General features: G+C 59.9%; 10 protein-coding genes and 3 rRNA genes. 5 read left to right on the top strand and 8 right to left on the bottom strand.

What is annotated here, in order from left to right; all coding sequences use genetic code 11:
- Window position 1: 1 nt before the first annotated feature.
- The 5 genes from KCX59_RS00820 to lysS form a co-directional block, all read right to left on the bottom strand.
- Window positions 2-1,219 carry a glycosyltransferase gene (locus tag KCX59_RS00820; protein ID WP_179017422.1) on the bottom strand — a complete coding sequence of 406 codons (1,218 nt, stop codon included), beginning with the start codon at window positions 1,217-1,219 and terminating at the stop codon, window positions 2-4.
- Window positions 1,220-1,371: 152 nt separating this feature from the next.
- Window positions 1,372-3,864: an ATP-dependent Clp protease ATP-binding subunit gene (locus KCX59_RS00815; RefSeq protein ID WP_178994058.1), complete on the bottom strand. Its 2,493-nt coding sequence runs from the start codon at window positions 3,862-3,864 to the stop codon at window positions 1,372-1,374.
- A 362-nt stretch (window positions 3,865-4,226) separates the two neighbouring features.
- Window positions 4,227-4,553 carry a histone-like nucleoid-structuring protein Lsr2 gene (locus KCX59_RS00810; protein ID WP_014920382.1) on the bottom strand — a complete coding sequence of 109 codons (327 nt, stop codon included), beginning with the start codon at window positions 4,551-4,553 and terminating at the stop codon, window positions 4,227-4,229.
- A gap of 131 nt (window positions 4,554-4,684) precedes the next feature.
- Window positions 4,685-4,858 carry a hypothetical protein gene (locus KCX59_RS00805; protein ID WP_011772935.1) on the bottom strand — a complete coding sequence of 58 codons (174 nt, stop codon included), beginning with the start codon at window positions 4,856-4,858 and terminating at the stop codon, window positions 4,685-4,687.
- A gap of 2 nt (window positions 4,859-4,860) precedes the next feature.
- Window positions 4,861-6,390: a lysine--tRNA ligase gene (gene lysS / locus KCX59_RS00800; RefSeq protein ID WP_178994060.1), complete on the bottom strand. Its 1,530-nt coding sequence runs from the start codon at window positions 6,388-6,390 to the stop codon at window positions 4,861-4,863.
- A 75-nt stretch (window positions 6,391-6,465) separates the two neighbouring features.
- Here lysS and KCX59_RS00795 point away from each other — a divergent pair, with 75 nt between their 5' ends.
- The 4 genes from KCX59_RS00795 to KCX59_RS00780 all read left to right on the top strand — a co-directional run bounded on the left by KCX59_RS00795 (window position 6,466) and on the right by KCX59_RS00780 (window position 10,200).
- Window positions 6,466-7,362, top strand: coding sequence for an alpha/beta fold hydrolase (locus KCX59_RS00795; protein WP_179017421.1), 897 nt, complete (start codon window positions 6,466-6,468; stop codon window positions 7,360-7,362).
- Window positions 7,363-7,371: 9 nt separating this feature from the next.
- Window positions 7,372-8,226, top strand: a complete 855-nt coding sequence (locus tag KCX59_RS00790) for an alpha/beta fold hydrolase (RefSeq protein WP_179017420.1) — start codon at window positions 7,372-7,374, stop codon at window positions 8,224-8,226.
- Window positions 8,227-8,286: 60 nt separating this feature from the next.
- Window positions 8,287-9,120 (top strand): alpha/beta fold hydrolase, encoded by an 834-nt coding sequence (locus KCX59_RS00785; protein WP_091464543.1) that lies wholly within the window; start codon window positions 8,287-8,289, stop codon window positions 9,118-9,120.
- Between the two features lie 186 nt (window positions 9,121-9,306).
- Window positions 9,307-10,200: a glucose 1-dehydrogenase gene (locus KCX59_RS00780; RefSeq protein ID WP_179017419.1), complete on the top strand. Its 894-nt coding sequence runs from the start codon at window positions 9,307-9,309 to the stop codon at window positions 10,198-10,200.
- Between the two features lie 100 nt (window positions 10,201-10,300).
- Here KCX59_RS00780 and rrf read toward each other — a convergent pair.
- The 3 genes from rrf to KCX59_RS00765 form a co-directional block, all read right to left on the bottom strand.
- Window positions 10,301-10,417, bottom strand: a 5S ribosomal RNA gene (gene rrf / locus KCX59_RS00775).
- A 169-nt stretch (window positions 10,418-10,586) separates the two neighbouring features.
- Window positions 10,587-13,740 (bottom strand): 23S ribosomal RNA (locus KCX59_RS00770).
- 570 nt (window positions 13,741-14,310) lie between these two features.
- A 16S ribosomal RNA gene (locus KCX59_RS00765) occupies window positions 14,311-15,831 on the bottom strand.
- The 16S, 23S and 5S rRNA genes sit together here, the layout of an rRNA operon.
- Window positions 15,832-16,341: 510 nt before the next feature.
- Here KCX59_RS00765 and KCX59_RS00760 point away from each other — a divergent pair.
- Complete coding sequence (locus tag KCX59_RS00760; protein WP_178998050.1) at window positions 16,342-16,926, top strand: HhH-GPD-type base excision DNA repair protein; 585 nt, start codon at window positions 16,342-16,344, stop codon at window positions 16,924-16,926.
- Window positions 16,927-17,340: the final 414 nt, after the last annotated feature.

The following is a 17,340-nucleotide window of genomic DNA, read 5'->3' as shown; positions in this document are numbered from 1 at the left end:
GCTACTTGGATGGCAGGTTTTGCAGGGCTTCGACCACTGGCCCGGTTCCATCTTCAGTCGCGATGGCGGCCGACACTTCCGCTGCCCTCTTCGCGTACGACGGCGTGCTGACAGCTTCCGTAATGGCGTCACCAAGGCGCTCCGGAGTCAACATCTTGTAGGGAATCGGCCGGGGACCCGCCCCGAGCGACGCGATCCGTGAAGCCCAGAGCGGCTGATCCGTGTACACCGGAATCCCCACGGCCGGCACGCCGGCCCGGAAGCCGGCCGCTGTCGTTCCCGCTCCGGCATGGTGAACCACTGCCGCCATCCGCGGGAACAGCCATTCATGCGGAATGCTACCGACGGCGATCGCATCGTCGCCCAGCGCGCCCTCAACGCCCTGCACAACAGCCCGCACTCCAGCCCGGCGGGTGGCCTCAAGAATGAATGCTGGATCAATTTGGGCGCTGCTTCCAAAGCCAACAAAAACGGGCGGGGTACCGTCGGCGAGGAAGTCCAGGAGGTCCGTTGGCGGTTGCCAGTCCGGCTTCATTGCCGGCCACCAATATCCGGCCATAACCAGGCCCGGGTGCCAGTCAGCAGGCCTTGGCAGGACCGAGGGACTGATGCCGTGAAGAATAGTGGCATTCGCTTTACGACGGCGGCGCTCACCGGCCGCGCGGCTCTGCTTGCCCAACCCCAGCTCCTTGCGAAGACGCGCACTGGGGGCATCGTAAGGCGCCGGGCCTGCCGCTGCGCGCTGGCCAATGATCTTGTTTCCCCACGCACCAAGGCTTCGGGCCGAATTCATGATCACAGGTGGATACGCTGCGCTGGGTTCCGTGGGCTGCAAATGTGCGCCGAGGGCCGGAATGCCCATGGCTTCCGCGATGTCGTATGCATAGGGCGCCACCGAATTGGCCAGGATCACGTCGGCGCCGGCCTCGGCCGCTGCCAGGGCGCCCGTGGCAGCGTTGTCCATATAGTCGGTGAGCTTCCGCCAAAAGGTGAGCACGCTTCCGGAGGAAGCCGTGGCACCGGGCGCTGGCTGCGTGATCAACTCGGTCAGGTCCCCAGGCAACGGCTTGAACTCGCAACCCGACTCAACAACAAGAGCTGCGTAGGCGGGGTTGGCCGCAATCGCCACCTCGTAGCCCAAGCTCTGCAGGCTGCTACCCAGCCCGGCCATATGCGCGACGTCCCCGCGCGTCCCCGGAGCCACCATGAGTATCCGCATGCCACCACTACTTCCCGCTGCCGTCTTTCGTATGAATAGAGCTATCTAGAAGCCACCATAAGGGCTTTATCCGTACAGAACTTCCTGGCCGGACAAAGCAAAAGCCCCGCCCGCTCCTTGCGGGAGCGGACGGGGCTAAGTGCTGTAGCGCCCTATGCGGTCGGAGCGATCTCCGGGATACGCGGCTTGGCGTTGCCTTCGAAGGTGAACTTGGCGTCGTCACCTTCGCCGTCAACGTCCACCACAACGATGTCACCGGAGTGGAGTTCGCCGAACAGGATCTTCTCGGACAGCTGGTCCTCGATCTCGCGCTGGATGGTGCGGCGCAACGGCCGGGCACCCATGGCGGGATCGTAACCACGCGTGGCCAGGAGAACCTTGGCAGCGGGGGTGAGCTCGATGCCCATGTCCTTGTCCTTGAGGCGTCGCTCCAAGCGGGTGACGAACAGGTCCACGATCTCGATGATCTCGTCCTGTGTCAGCTGCGGGAACACCACGACGTCGTCAACACGGTTGAGGAACTCGGGACGGAAGTGCTGCTTGAGCTCTTCCGTGACCCGGGCACGCATCCGGTTGTAGCCGGTCTGGGTGTCCGTGCCGGACTGGAAGCCCGTTGCCACGCTCTTGGAGATATCGCGGGTACCAAGGTTGGTGGTCATGATGATCACAGTGTTCTTGAAGTCCACCACTCGGCCCTGGGAGTCGGTCAGTCGGCCGTCTTCCAGAATCTGCAGCAGCGAGTTGAAGAGGTCCGCGTGGGCCTTCTCCACTTCATCGAACAGGACCACGGAGAACGGACGCCGGCGGACCTTCTCGGTCAGCTGGCCGCCTTCTTCGTAGCCGACATAGCCCGGAGGTGCACCGAAGAGACGCGAAACCGTGTGCTTCTCGGAGTACTCGGACATGTCCAGCGTGATGAGGGCGTCCTCTTCACCGAACAGGAACTCTGCAAGGGCCTTGGCGAGCTCGGTCTTGCCCACGCCGGTGGGGCCGGCGAAGATGAACGAGCCACCGGGGCGCTTGGGATCCTTCAGGCCTGCACGGGTGCGGCGGATGGCCTGTGACAAGGCCTTGATGGCCTCGTTCTGACCGACGACCCGCTTGTGCAGTTCGTCTTCCATCTTGAGCAGGCGCGAGGACTCTTCCTCGGTGAGCTTGAAGACGGGGATGCCGGTGGAGTTCGCGAGAACTTCAGCGATCAGGTCCTCGTCAACCTCGGAGATATCGTCCATGCCGCCGGACTTCCAGGTGCGTTCCTTCTCTGCCCGTTCGGCAATGAGCTTCTGCTCCTTGTCGCGCAGCGAGGCAGCACCCTCAAAGTCCTGGGCGTCGATGGCGGATTCCTTCTCCATCTTCACTTCCGCGATGCGCTCGTCCATGGCCTTGAGCTCCGGCGGAGCGGTCATGCGGCGGATGCGCAGGCGGGCGCCGGCTTCATCGATGAGGTCGATCGCCTTGTCCGGCAGGAAGCGGTCCGAGATGTAGCGTTCGGCCAGCTGCGCAGCTGAGGCGAGGGCGCCGTCGGTAATCGTCACGCGGTGGTGTGCCTCGTAACGGTCACGCAGGCCCTTGAGGATCTCGATCGCGTGAGCGACAGAAGGTTCCTTGACCTGGATCGGCTGGAAGCGGCGCTCAAGAGCAGCGTCCTTCTCAATGTGCTTGCGGTATTCATCCAGCGTGGTGGCACCAATGGTCTGGAGTTCGCCACGGGCCAGCATCGGCTTCAGGATGGACGCAGCATCGATGGCGCCTTCGGCAGCACCTGCACCAACGAGGGTGTGGATCTCGTCGATGAAGAGGATGATGTCGCCGCGGGTGCGGATCTCCTTGAGGACCTTCTTCAGGCGCTCTTCGAAGTCACCGCGGTAGCGGGAACCGGCAACCAGGGAACCGAGGTCAAGCGTGTACAGCTGCTTGTCCTTGATGGTTTCCGGGACGTCGCCGCGGACGATCGCCTGGGCGAGACCTTCGACGACGGCAGTCTTACCGACGCCGGGCTCACCGATCAGGACCGGGTTGTTCTTTGTACGGCGGGAGAGGACCTGCATGACGCGTTCCATCTCCTGCTCGCGGCCGATCACAGGATCGAGCTTGTTTTCGCGGGCAGCCTGGGTCAGGTTGCGTCCGAACTGGTCAAGCACCACCGAACCGGCAGGGGTACCTTCCGGCTGGCCCTGGCCCGAGCCGCTGCCTGCGGCCTCCTTGCCCTGGTAGCCGGAGAGCAACTGGATGACCTGCTGGCGGACCCGGTTAAGGTCCGCACCAAGCTTGACCAGCACCTGGGCGGCTACGCCTTCGCCTTCGCGAATGAGGCCGAGCAGGATGTGCTCAGTCCCGATGTAGTTATGGCCGAGCTGCAGTGCCTCCCGAAGGGAAAGCTCAAGCACCTTCTTGGCGCGCGGAGTGAAGGGGATGTGACCGGACGGGGCTTGCTGGCCCTGGCCAATGATCTCCTGCACCTGTTCGCGAACGCCATCGAGCGAAATGCTCAGGGACTCGAGCGCCTTGGCAGCAACGCCTTCACCCTCGTGGATAAGACCCAAGAGGATGTGCTCGGTACCGATGTAATTGTGGTTGAGCATCCGTGCCTCTTCTTGGGCAAGGACGACCACGCGACGGGCACGGTCCGTAAATCTCTCAAACATTTCGCCACACTCCTAGCTACGACGTACTTTGATGCTACGTGCCGGAGCAACACTTTTGGAGCGTGTTCGCCACAGGGGAAACATGACGCCGCTGTGGAATAAATCCGGTTCCAGCCCTTGACCGCTGCTACCCCTCGGTGGCACCCTCCCGCCTTGGCTGAGTGGACTGAACGCCGGCCGCCCGTGAACATTTTGCGGCATGTTGTTCCACCGCTTTCCCGGAGGGCATTAGTGTCTGTAATCAGACCTTCCCCACACAGGCGGTTCACAGAATATTCCAAGCCCCACAGCAGAGCCACCACAAACTGGCCGGTTAAACACCAATGCCCCGGCAGTGGCTGCCGGGGCATTGAATCGGTGAATCAGGAATTTGCCTTTTGGTACGCTTCCTGAATTTCAGCCTGAATACGTCCGCGGCTGTTGACCGTGTAACCGTTGTCACGGGCCCATTGGCGGATTTGCGCGGAATCCTGGTTACGTGCGGCTGTAGCACGGCCCCGGGTTGCCCGGCCGGAAGAAGTCTTCCTTGCCTTAGCAACGTAGGGCTCCAATGCCTTGCGCAGCGAGGCTGCGTTGGCAGTGGACAGGTCCATCTCGTAGCTCACGCCATCGAGGCCAAAGCGGACAGTTTCGTCCGCTGCCCCTTCATCCAGGTCATCGACGAGGATGATTTTTACTTTCTGTGCCATGAGTTGCCTCTCATTTGGAGGGTTGGATAATCAGAAATTCCCCGGATTCCTTTGATGATTATCGTTCACGGCAAGCACCCACGTCAAAGCGTTATTGGATTCTCTTCAGTGGGCGGAACCCAATTGGAAGGCTATTTAGCTGCGGGGCCCTCGGATGCAGGTCCTGAATTTTTCAAATTCGCTTCGGCCTGTGCCTTGGCTTCGGCCTGCCGTTCTGATTTGTCCGCATTGAAGATCGACTTCATGGCAAACCAGAAGATCAATCCCACCACAATGGACGGGGCAAGGACTGCGATGTACTCCATGATCAGTGACCTTCAGGCTTCAGCAATGGGAAAAGGATGGTTTCGCGGATACCGGCGCCAGTGAACAGCATCACCAGGCGGTCAATCCCCAGCCCGATGCCGCCCATGGGCGGGGCGCCGTATTCAAGGGCGCGGAGGAAGTCCTCGTCCAGCTGCATGGCTTCCTCATCGCCGGCAGCAGAGCGGCGGGACTGCTCTGTAAGGCGCTCACGCTGGATTACGGGGTCAATGAGCTCGGAGAACGCCGTACCGCGCTCCATTCCCCCGATGATCAGGTCCCAGGCCTCAATGAGACGGCCGTCTTCGCGGTGCGGGCGGGCCAGCGGTTGCGCGGAGGGCGGGTAGTCGTAGACAAATGTGGGGTTCAGCAAGGTGGGTTCCACAATCTCGCCGAACAGTTCAACCACGATCTTTTCGGCGTCCCACTTGGGGTCCACCTTGACCTCGTGCTTGGCAGCAATTGCCAGCAACTCATCCACTGTGGTGTCGGGAGTAATTTCAATTCCCACCGCTTCAGAAATACCCGGGTAGACCGAAATCCAAGCCCATTCGCCGTCGAGGTTTATTTCGCCGGCCTCCGTCTGAATCGTGCGGGTACCTACGACGTCGGCCACATTCAGGATGATTTCCTTCATGCGGTCGGCCATGACGAACTGGTCCGCCCATGCCTCGTAGCACTCAAGCGTGGTGAATTCGGGGCTGTGAGTGGAGTCCACGCCTTCGTTGCGGAACACGCGCCCCATGTCGTACACGCGGTCAATGCCACCAACAACGGCGCGCTTGAGGAACAGCTCAGTTGCGATGCGCAAGGTCATCTTCTGGTCGAACGCGTTCATGTGCGTCTCGAACGGGCGGGCCGTAGCACCGCCGTGGACCAGCTGCAGGATGGGGGTTTCCACCTCCACATAGCCGTGGCGGTCAAGGGTGTCGCGGACCGAGCGGGTGATGGCAGCGCGCTTGTAAACCATTTCACGGGCTTCGTCGCGGACCATGAGGTCCACGTAGCGCTGCCGAACGCGGGTTTCCTCATTCAGTTCCGCGTGCAGGACCGGCAGCGGACGCAGTGCCTTGGACGCCATGGACCAGGAGTCGGCCATGACGGACAGCTCGCCGCGGCGGGATGAGATGACCTCGCCCTTGATGAAGACATGGTCGCCAAGGTCAACCAGTGCCTTCCAGTCGGCCAGCGCTTCCTCGCCGACATTCGCCAGGCTCAGCATCGCCTGAAGGCGAACGCCCTTGCCGTCCACGCCGCCCTCCTGGAGGGTTGCGAAGCACAGCTTGCCGGTGTTGCGGACGAACACGACTCGGCCGGTGACGCCCACAGTATCGCCGGTAGTCTCATCGGCTTCCAGGTGGGCGTACTTTTCGCGGATTTCGCTCAGGGAATGGGTCCGTTCAACACCCACCGGATAGGCCTCGGTGCCACGCTCGATCAGCTTGGCGCGCTTCTCCATACGGATGCGCATTTGCTCGCTGGCGTCGATGGGCTCTGCGGAGGTGTTCAGGGCGGGGGTGTTTGCGGAAGTCACAGTCCTTAAGTTTACCGGTGATTGCGGGCCTTTACTTCCGGGCATCAAGATCAGGGAAACGCATAGACTCGGGCTGTGGAAACGTGGACGGTTGAAACGAACGACGGCGGCGGGCAGCTTGAGGTGCATACCTTCCGGCCGGCGTCGGGGGCTTCATTCCCGGGTTCGAAGGCACCCGCTGAACCAGCCGGCGTCGTGCTTGTTCATGGCACGCTGGTGACCGACTCCTTGTATTGGCCTTTCGCGCGGACGTTGAGCGTCATGCTGGGGCGCCCTGTTCACAGCTACAACCGCCGAGGTCGCGGACAATCCGCACCGCAACCGCCCGGCTATTCCGTCGACACAGAGATCGCGGACCTTCAAGCGGTCATGGAAATGAGCGGCTCCACGGATGTTGTGGCGCACAGCTATGGCGGGTTCGTGGCGTTGCAGGCCGCCCGCCGCGGCGGAATCAACCGTTTGGTCACCTATGACGCGGCAGTGTCCCTCTCCGGCAACCTCAGCGGCCGGTGGCGGCCCGAACTTGAGGAGGCCGTGACTGCGGGCCAGCTCGATCATGCCTGGGCCCACTTGGTGCAGGGGCTGGGAACCGCGGGGCCGATTTCCTACCTGCCCATGGGCGCGCTCCGTGCGCTTAGCGTCCTCTCCGCCCGAACGCGGCTGGGACTGGAGATGCGCTCCCTCCTACCCACTGCGGTCACGGAAATGCGGGCCGTCCTCGATGCCGACGCCCACCTTCACGACTTCATGAAACTCTCCACCCCCACGCTCATGCTCAGCGGCGGCTGGAGTCCGTCGTACTTCGCGGAGACCGGCCGGATCCTGGCCGGGGCGGTGCCCTCCATCGACTTCGCGGTTGTGCCTCTGCAGTTCCATGAAGGCCCGCTCCGGCCCGGGAAGCGCCTCGCGTCGCGCATTGCGCGTTTCCTCTCCGGGAAGCATCTGGAGGAAGAACCCGCCAGTGCCACCTAGGATGTTTCGGTGAAGGAACGGGACATCAGAACGCACGACGGCGGCAACCTCGCCTTGTATAGCTACGGCACGGAAGACGCACCCGGCGAACGCCGCGTAGTGCTCATCGGAGGTGCATTCCTCACCGCATTGATCTACCGCCCCTTCTCCGTTGCCCTGTCAAAAGGCCTGGGCGATGGCTGGGCTGTGGACGTGTACGATCGCCGGGGCCGGGGAAAGTCAACCGAGCAACCCCACAACTACTCCATGGCTACGGAAATCGCCGACGTCCGCACCATCATGGACGCCACGGGTGCCCGCAACCTCATGGGCCACAGTTTGGGTGGCGCCGTAGCCCTCAATGCAGCCCAGGCGTTCGCAGGCACACACCACCAACCGGACAAGCTCGCGGTGTACGACGCGGCCGTGAACATTGACGGCAGCATGGACACAGACTGGCTGGACGGATTCGCGGAGTCCGTCAATCAGGGAAATGTTGGACGGGCGATGGCCCGGATGAAGCGTGGCATGCATCCCGGAACTGCCCTCGCCAGGGTCCCGGAGCCGGTATTGGCCGGACTCATGGCAGTGGTCTCGGGGACCAAGGTCAACAGGCTCTTCCGGGAGCTCATGCCGTCGGGTGTCGGTGAACTCAAAGCAGCCTTCGACGCCGCCGATACGCCGCAGGATTTCTCGGTCCTACCTCCCAACACGCACTTCATGGTGGGCAAGAAGAGTCCCCGGTTCTACAAGGTCACCGCAGCCCGCCTGAACGGGGCCGTCCCTGGCAGCACGTTGGAGGTCTCCCCGAAGGGCTTCCACGGCTCCGTCCCGGCGGCGGTCAACGAACTCGTCTCCGACATCACGGACTACTTTAAGCGCTGACTTGTCCATATAAGCGCCAGCATGCTGCCCGCATTCAGGTGGCTCGGTTAGGCTCGAGTCATGACGCGCGACATCATCATGACCCACGACGGCGGACACCTCGAAGTACTCACCACGGGCGGTGAGCTGGCAGCGGCAGGCTCCGGCGTCGTCGTCGTTCCTGCCTCCATGGTGACAGCCACCGACTACACGCGTTTCGCCCAGAAACTCAGCGAGGCCCTTGGCCGCCCCATTCACACTTTCAACCGGCGTGGCCGCGGTGATTCCTCTCCGCAGTCCGAGGATTACACGCTCGAAGCCGACATTCGGGACCTCGAAGCTGTTATGAAGCACACGTCCAGCACCGACGTGTTCGGGCACAGTTTCGGCGGCGCCGTCGCACTGCACGCGGCCCGGACGCTGCCGGTCGAGCGCCTCGCGGTTTACGATCCCGCGGTCTCGGTCAACCACAGCGTCAAAGCCGACTGGACACCGGACTACGAACGCGCGACGGCGGCGGGAGACTATGATCGCGCCCTCGCCGTGCTCATCAAGGGAGTGGAGACCGGCGGCGCCTTCGCGCGAATGCCCCTGTCCATGCTGACCTTGGCCAACAAGCTGGCAGCCGGGACACCATTGGGCAAGCAGATGCGCGAACTGATGACCTGCGGCGTCCGCGAAATCAAAGCAGTCATCGCCGCGGACATGCCTGCCGAGCCTTTCCTTGAACTGCCCCTGGAGACCCTGATCGTAGTGGGCGAAAAGAGTCCAGCATACTTCGGAGTCGCGTGCGGCCAGATCCACGACGTCCTGTCCGGATCCAGCTACACCATCCTCCCCGGGTTCGGGCATGACGGGCCCAACAAGGCACCGGACAAGCTCATCTCGGAGTTGTCCGAGTTCTACTCGGGCTAGGCCCCCGGCAGCACAATTAGTCGAAGTTGTGTTGACGCCCAGGAAGGCGTCTTTGCAGATATTTGACGCCCCCTTTAGGCTGTAAATCATAAGCCCCCTTACCTTTTGAGGGGCGGGTGCTGTGTCCGGTTCAGTTTCCCGGCACCACCCTTTCGTGTTCCAGACCTCGGCAACAGGAGGACCACCATGACTGATCAGTACACGTTCCGAAACCCGGTCACCGCCTACGAACAGATTTCACCGCCCAAACAACACCAGCCCGAGCCGGGCCTCGATGCTGAACTGACGCCCAAGGCGGACCTGGGTGAAGAGAGCTATCGGGGGACAGGGCGGCTGGAAGGCCGCAAGGCGATCGTCACCGGAGCGGACTCGGGAATCGGCGCGGCCACGGCCATCGCCTTTGCCCGGGAAGGCGCAGACGTTGTCCTTTCATACCTGCCCGAAGAGGAAGAAGATGCAGCAAGAATTGCCGGCATCATCGAAGCAGCGGGCCGCAAGGCCGTAAGAGTGCCCGGAGACCTCAAGGACTCCGCCACATGCCAGGAAGTGGTGGATACCGCTATTGCAGTCCTCGGCGGAGTGGACATCCTGGTCAACAACGCCGGCAAACAGGTAGCTCAGGAAGACCTGGCCGAGATCACCGACGAACAGTTCGACCACACGCAGAAGACCAACGTGTACGCCATGTTCTGGCTGACGAAGGCTGCCCTTCCGCACCTCCCCGCTGGCTCGACCATCATCAACACCACGTCCATTCAGGCGTACAACCCGTCGCCTACCCTCGTGGACTATGCCACCACCAAGGCCAGCATCAACAACTTCACCAAGGGACTCGCGCAGCAGCTCGCGCCCAAGGGCATCCGGGTCAATGCCGTGGCACCCGGCCCCATTTGGACTCCCCTGCAAGTCAGCAGCGGCCAGCCCAAGGAAGCGCTACCGGAGTTCGGGCAATCCACTCCCCTGGGCCGCGCCGGCCAGCCCGCAGAATTGGCTCCCGCGTATGTGTTTCTTGCCTCACCGGAGTCCAGCTACGTGATCGGGGAAACGCTGAACGTCAACGGTGGCAGCCCCACTCCGTAGTTTGTTCCGTTCCCGCCGTCAGCGTGCGGTGTGGGTTTGGTTGTTAAATGCGGGAGACCCCCCGACCCGTGGTGGGTTGGGGGGTCTCTACCTAATGGTTGTCCGGCGGTGTCCTACTCTCCCACACCCTCCCGGGTGCAGTACCATCGGCGCTGTGGGTCTTAGCTTCCGGGTTCGGAATGGGACCGGGCGTTTCCCCCACGCTATGACCGCCGTAACCTTGTTACCCGTCCCCGTGTTTTTTGCCTGGTGTGGGCTGTTTTTTCGGGGTGGGAAATCTGTGGTGGTTACAACTGTGGTGCTTGGTTGTTATTTAGTTGTTGGTTCCTGGAACAAGCGGGTTGTTGTTCGGGAACCACATAGTGGACGCGTGCAGTGTGTTTTGTGTGGTGTAAGTTGTTGGCCTATTAGTACCGGTCAGCTTCACGAGTCTTTAGTCCTCGCTTCCACATCCGGCCTATCAACCCAGTGGTCTGGCTGGGGGCCTCTCACACATAATGTGTATGGAAATCTCATCTTGAAGCGAGCTTCCCGCTTAGATGCTTTCAGCGGTTATCCCATCCGAACGTAGCTAATCAGCGATGCACTTGGCAGTACAACTGACACACCAGAGGTTCGTCCGTCCCGGTCCTCTCGTACTAAGGACAGCCCTTCTCAAATTTCCTGCGCGCGCAGCGGATAGGGACCGAACTGTCTCACGACGTTCTAAACCCAGCTCGCGTACCGCTTTAATGGGCGAACAGCCCAACCCTTGGGACCTACTCCAGCCCCAGGATGCGACGAGCCGACATCGAGGTGCCAAACCATGCCGTCGATATGGACTCTTGGGCAAGATCAGCCTGTTATCCCCGAGGTACCTTTTATCCGTTGAGCGACGGCCATTCCACAATGTACCGCCGGATCACTAGTCCCGACTTTCGTCCCTGCTTGAGATGTCTCTCTCACAGTCAAGCTCCCTTGTGCACTTACACTCGACACCTGATTGCCAACCAGGCTGAGGGAACCTTTGGGCGCCTCCGTTACTTTTTAGGAGGCAACCGCCCCAGTTAAACTACCCATCAGGCACTGTCCCTGACCCGGATCACGGGCCGAAGTTAGATGTCCAAAGTGACCAGAGTGGTATTTCAACGATGACTCCACCCGAACTGGCGTCCGGGTTTCAACGTCTCCCACCTATCCTACACAAGCCACTCCGAACACCAATACCAAACTATAGTAAAGGTCTCGGGGTCTTTCCGTCCTGCTGCGCGTAACGAGCATCTTTACTCGTACTGCAATTTCGCCGAGTTTATGGTTGAGACAGCGGGGAAGTCGTTACTCCATTCGTGCAGGTCGGAACTTACCCGACAAGGAATTTCGCTACCTTAGGATGGTTATAGTTACCACCGCCGTTTACTGGGGCTTAAATTCTCAGCTTCGCCACAAGTGGCTAACCGGTCCTCTTAACCTTCCAGCACCGGGCAGGAGTCAGTCCGTATACATCGTCTTGCGACTTCGCACGGACCTGTGTTTTTAGTAAACAGTCGCTTCCCCCTGGTCTCTGCGGCCCACACCCGCTCACGGAGAGCAAGTCTCCATCACGGGGCAGGCCCCCCTTCTCCCGAAGTTACGGGGGCATTTTGCCGAGTTCCTTAACCATAATTCTCTCGATCGCCTTGGTATTCTCTACCTGATCACCTGTGTCGGTTTGGGGTACGGGCGGCTAAAACCTCGCGTCGATGCTTTTCTTGGCAGCATAGGATCACCGGATCCCCCCATACGGGGGTCCCATCAGATCTCAGGATCGTGCTCGAAGCACACAGGAACGGATTTGCCTATCCCTGACCCTACATCCTTAGACCGGGGCAACCATCGCCCGGCCCGGCTACCTTCCTGCGTCACACCTGTTAATACGCTTACCTCCCGGGATCAGGTCCCGCGCTCGGCCAAAACCCACAACACCACAAGGGTGAGCGGGCAGGCTCCGGGCGGTTAGTATCCCCCGCTTGGCATGGGCGGTTTTTCGCCGGTACGGGAATATCAACCCGTTGTCCATCGACTACGCCTGTCGGCCTCGCCTTAGGTCCCGACTTACCCAGGGCAGATTAGCTTGACCCTGGAACCCTTGATCATTCGGCGGACGGGTTTCTCACCCGTCTTTCGCTACTCATGCCTGCATTCTCACTCGTGTAGGCTCCACCGCTGGTTTCCACCGCGACTTCACTGCCCACACGACGCTCCCCTACCACTCCACACCCCTGAACCACGAAGGCTAGGGCATTATGTGAAATCCACAACTTCGGCGGTGTACTTGAGCCCCGCTACATTGTCGGCGCGGAATCACTTGACCAGTGAGCTATTACGCACTCTTTCAAGGATGGCTGCTTCTAAGCCAACCTCCTGGTTGTCTTCGCAACTCCACATCCTTTCCCACTTAGCACACGCTTAGGGGCCTTAGTTGGTGGTCTGGGCTGTTTCCCTCTCGACTATGAAGCTTATCCCCCACAGTCTCACTGCTGCGCTCTGACTTACCGGCATTCGGAGTTTGGCTGACGTCAGTAACCTTGTAGGGCCCATCGGCCATCCAGTAGCTCTACCTCCGGCAAGAAACACGCAACGCTGCACCTAAATGCATTTCGGGGAGAACCAGCTATCACGGAGTTTGATTGGCCTTTCACCCCTACCCACAGCTCATCCCCTCCATTTTCAACTGAAGTGGGTTCGGTCCTCCACGACGTCTTACCGTCGCTTCAACCTGGCCATGGGTAGATCACTCCGCTTCGGGTCTAGATCACGCCACTACACTCGCCCTATTCAGACTCGCTTTCGCTACGGCTACCCCACACGGGTTAACCTCGCGACGTAACACTAACTCGCAGGCTCATTCTTCAAAAGGCACGCCGTCACAGTTACTTGTGATTACTCACGACTGCTCCGACGGATTGTAAGCACACGGTTTCAGGTACTGTTTCACTCCCCTCCCGGGGTACTTTTCACCTTTCCCTCACGGTACTGGTCCGCTATCGGTCATTAGGAAGTATTTAGGCTTATCAGGTGGTCCTGACAGATTCGCACGGGATTTCTCGGGCCCCGTGCTACTTGGGATACTCCCCAGGCCGTGCACAACATTACGGTTACGGGGCTCACACCCTCTCTGGCCGGCCTTTCAAGACCGTTCACCTATGCCTGCACCTCACCTCACTGGTCCGGCAGAACCAGAACGGAAAGTCCCACAACCCCGCCCATGCAACGCCCGCCGGCTATCACACATGGAAACGGTTTAGCCTGATCCGCGTTCGCTCGCCACTACTAACGGAATCACTATTGTTTTCTCTTCCTGCGGGTACTGAGATGTTTCACTTCCCCGCGTTCCCCCCACGCACCCTATGTGTTCAGATGCGGGTCACACAATCACCTTGCAGCGTTGTGCGGGGTTTCCCCATTCGGACATCCTGGGATCAACGCTCGGTTATCAACTCCCCCAGGCTTATCGCAGATTCCTACGTCCTTCTTCGGCTCCTAATGCCAAGGCATCCACCGTGTGCCCTTAAAAACTTGACCACACAAGATCAATAAACTTACTCGAGAGAACCACGACCACAAGGGCCAGGTTCATTCATAAGAAATTGCTGTAAGAACACACACACCAACCACCCCACCCAAAAGGGTAAAGACGATCAGCCACGTGCGTGTTCTAGATGCTCGCGTCCACTATGTAGTTCTCAAACAACAACCCCGTCAACCAGACCACCACCCACCACAACCCACACCAAAGCGGGGCCGTGCACGATGAACAGTGCTACCGGAAGCAGGAACAAAAGAAACACCAGAAGATGCCCCCATGCATTGCTGCAAAAAGGTCCTGTTGCCTCAGGACCCAACAGTGCGCCAAACACAACCCCACACAATCCACGCCCCGACGCGTTCCAAACAACACCACACCCACAAAGGGCACAGGTCGCCGTACTGGCACCAGGACACAACCAGTGAAGGCCATGCCAAACAAGTTTGATTCGTTGATATTCCACCCATGAGCACCCACCGCAGAACAGACGCCTGCGCAATGGGCAACACTGACAACCACCACCACACCCATGCAGGCGCAGCAACCAGCTGTTAGCAGCTCCTTAGAAAGGAGGTGATCCAGCCGCACCTTCCGGTACGGCTACCTTGTTACGACTTAGTCCCAATCGCCGGTCCCACCTTCGACGGCTCCCCCCACAAGGGTTAGGCCACCGGCTTCGGGTGTTACCAACTTTCGTGACTTGACGGGCGGTGTGTACAAGGCCCGGGAACGTATTCACCGCAGCGTTGCTGATCTGCGATTACTAGCGACTCCGACTTCATGGGGTCGAGTTGCAGACCCCAATCCGAACTGAGACCGGCTTTTTGGGATTAGCTCCACCTCACAGTATCGCAACCCTTTGTACCGGCCATTGTAGCATGCGTGAAGCCCAAGACATAAGGGGCATGATGATTTGACGTCGTCCCCACCTTCCTCCGAGTTGACCCCGGCAGTCTCCTATGAGTCCCCGCCATAACGCGCTGGCAACATAGAACGAGGGTTGCGCTCGTTGCGGGACTTAACCCAACATCTCACGACACGAGCTGACGACAACCATGCACCACCTGTAAACCGACCGCAAGCGGGGCACCTGTTTCCAGGTCTTTCCGGTTCATGTCAAGCCTTGGTAAGGTTCTTCGCGTTGCATCGAATTAATCCGCATGCTCCGCCGCTTGTGCGGGCCCCCGTCAATTCCTTTGAGTTTTAGCCTTGCGGCCGTACTCCCCAGGCGGGGCACTTAATGCGTTAGCTACGGCGCGGAAAACGTGGAATGTCCCCCACACCTAGTGCCCAACGTTTACGGCATGGACTACCAGGGTATCTAATCCTGTTCGCTCCCCATGCTTTCGCTCCTCAGCGTCAGTTACAGCCCAGAGACCTGCCTTCGCCATCGGTGTTCCTCCTGATATCTGCGCATTTCACCGCTACACCAGGAATTCCAGTCTCCCCTACTGCACTCTAGTCTGCCCGTACCCACTGCAGAACCGGAGTTGAGCCCCGGTCTTTCACAGCAGACGCGACAAACCGCCTACGAGCTCTTTACGCCCAATAATTCCGGATAACGCTTGCGCCCTACGTATTACCGCGGCTGCTGGCACGTAGTTAGCCGGCGCTTCTTCTGCAGGTACCGTCACTTTCGCTTCTTCCCTACTGAAAGAGGTTTACAACCCGAAGGCCGTCATCCCTCACGCGGCGTCGCTGCATCAGGCTTGCGCCCATTGTGCAATATTCCCCACTGCTGCCTCCCGTAGGAGTCTGGGCCGTGTCTCAGTCCCAGTGTGGCCGGTCACCCTCTCAGGCCGGCTACCCGTCGTCGCCTTGGTAGGCCATTACCCCACCAACAAGCTGATAGGCCGCGAGTCCATCCAAAACCACAAAAGCTTTCCACCACCATGACATGCGCCAGATGGTCGTATCCGGTATTAGACCCAGTTTCCCAGGCTTATCCCAGAGTCAAGGGCAGGTTACTCACGTGTTACTCACCCGTTCGCCACTAATCCCCCAGCAAGCTGGGATCATCGTTCGACTTGCATGTGTTAAGCACGCCGCCAGCGTTCATCCTGAGCCAGGATCAAACTCTCCGTTGAAGTAAAACAAAACCAAACAGACACAACCACACCCACCGGAAATAACGGCGAACACGGCTGCACAAAATTCGAAACCAGCTGAAAACCAGACCACCACACACGGGGGTGCATAATGATCCAGCCATAATTTCAACCAATTGAAAAACAATCGGTATCAACAAACTTGGCACACTATTGAGTTCTCAAACAACAGACCCCTCAAAACATCACCCACAGCACACCACAAAAGCAGCGCACCCAACAGGGCCATTGGAAAAGAAGAGTTATTTTTGGCCGCCTACCGAACCGTACACACCTTCCGGCTTTCCGTTTCGCACCCGGCGACTCAGAAAACAATACACGCCCCACACCCCCAACGCAAATCCACCCCCAACCCCACCCCACACACCCCCAAAACCCCACCAACCGCCGTCGGACGCCACTCACTAACGGTGAGGTGCGGCGCCGGCAGTAGCGGACTAAACACCGTCGGGTGGACGCCCAATGACGAAGCCATTGTCTGGTGGGAGGATGGGACGCATGGAACTGCACATCACAGGAGATGCCGCCGCGGACCAGCTGCTCAGTAACGACGCCTTTGCGTTGTTGACGGGTATGTTGCTGGATCAACAAGTCACCATGGAGTCGGCGTTCGCCGGTCCTGAGAAGATCCGCACCCGTTTGGGTTCCCTCGAACCCGGCACGATCGCGGAGTACGATCCCGCGGGCTTCGTGGAAGTCTTCAAGGAACGGCCTGCTGTCCATAGATTCCCTGGCTCCATGGCCGCCAGGGTCCAAGCCCTCGCCGAGACAGTACATCGGGAATGGGACGGCGATGCATCCGCTATCTGGACCAGCGGAAACCCCGATGGCCCTGAAGTACTCCGTCGGCTAATGGCCTTGCCCGGCTTTGGCGAACAGAAAGCAAAGATCTTCCTGGCTTTGCTAGGCAAACAGTGCGAACTACAGGCGGACGGATGGAGGGAAGCGGCCGGCCATTATGGTGAGGCGGGCTCCTACCTTTCGGTCGCCGACATTGTGGACCCGGAGTCCCTGGTCAAAGTGCGTGCCAGTAAGCAAGCGGCCAAGGCAGCCGCGAAAGCTGCGAAGGCCTAATTCGACCAAGACGTAGTCGGCGCACAGTAAGAAACGGCGGGACGACCAGGGGCAGTACGTCTGCCCCCCGATGTTGATTCCGTCCCGCTCGACGACGACGATCCTGGCCCATCTACCCTGCCGTGCCACCGTCTGACTTTGCCAGCACCAGGCGGCAGGAAGTGGCCAATATCAAAGGTGCTTCGCCACGGCCAGCGTTTTGGGCGGGCTAGAGGTTCCTCCAGGTTTCGCCCGCAAGCAAGGCTGGGGTGGTCGGGTGCCGATGGATTCACGTGTCGGCGTGAGTTTGGTGGTTAAACGTGAGTTTGGTGGTTAAAGGGGTGAAGCCTCCGTGGTGGTGGAGGCTTTTGTTTTTGGTTTGGTTGTTAAATGCGGGAGACCCCCCGACCCGTGGTGGGTTGGGGGGTCTCTACC

Source organism: Paenarthrobacter nitroguajacolicus, from assembly GCF_051027655.1.
Classification (GTDB): Bacteria; Actinomycetota; Actinomycetes; order Actinomycetales; family Micrococcaceae; genus Arthrobacter; species Arthrobacter nitroguajacolicus.
Note: the sequence above shows the minus strand (reverse complement) of the source record. Positions and strands in the feature narration are given on the sequence as shown.

What these genes read in the sequence shown, in the direction of transcription:
- KCX59_RS00820 (WP_179017422.1), bottom strand. Translation starts at nt 1,219, where the DNA reads ATGCGGATACTCATGGTGGCTCCGGGGACGCGCGGGGACGTCGCGCAT.
- KCX59_RS00815 (WP_178994058.1), bottom strand. Translation starts at nt 3,864, where the DNA reads ATGTTTGAGAGATTTACGGACCGTGCCCGTCGCGTGGTCGTCCTTGCC.
- KCX59_RS00810 (WP_014920382.1), bottom strand. Translation starts at nt 4,553, where the DNA reads ATGGCACAGAAAGTAAAAATCATCCTCGTCGATGACCTGGATGAAGGG.
- KCX59_RS00805 (WP_011772935.1), bottom strand. Translation starts at nt 4,858, where the DNA reads ATGGAGTACATCGCAGTCCTTGCCCCGTCCATTGTGGTGGGATTGATC.
- KCX59_RS00785 (WP_091464543.1), top strand. Translation starts at nt 8,287, where the DNA reads ATGACGCGCGACATCATCATGACCCACGACGGCGGACACCTCGAAGTA.
- KCX59_RS00780 (WP_179017419.1), top strand. Translation starts at nt 9,307, where the DNA reads ATGACTGATCAGTACACGTTCCGAAACCCGGTCACCGCCTACGAACAG.
- KCX59_RS00760 (WP_178998050.1), top strand. Translation starts at nt 16,342, where the DNA reads ATGGGACGCATGGAACTGCACATCACAGGAGATGCCGCCGCGGACCAG.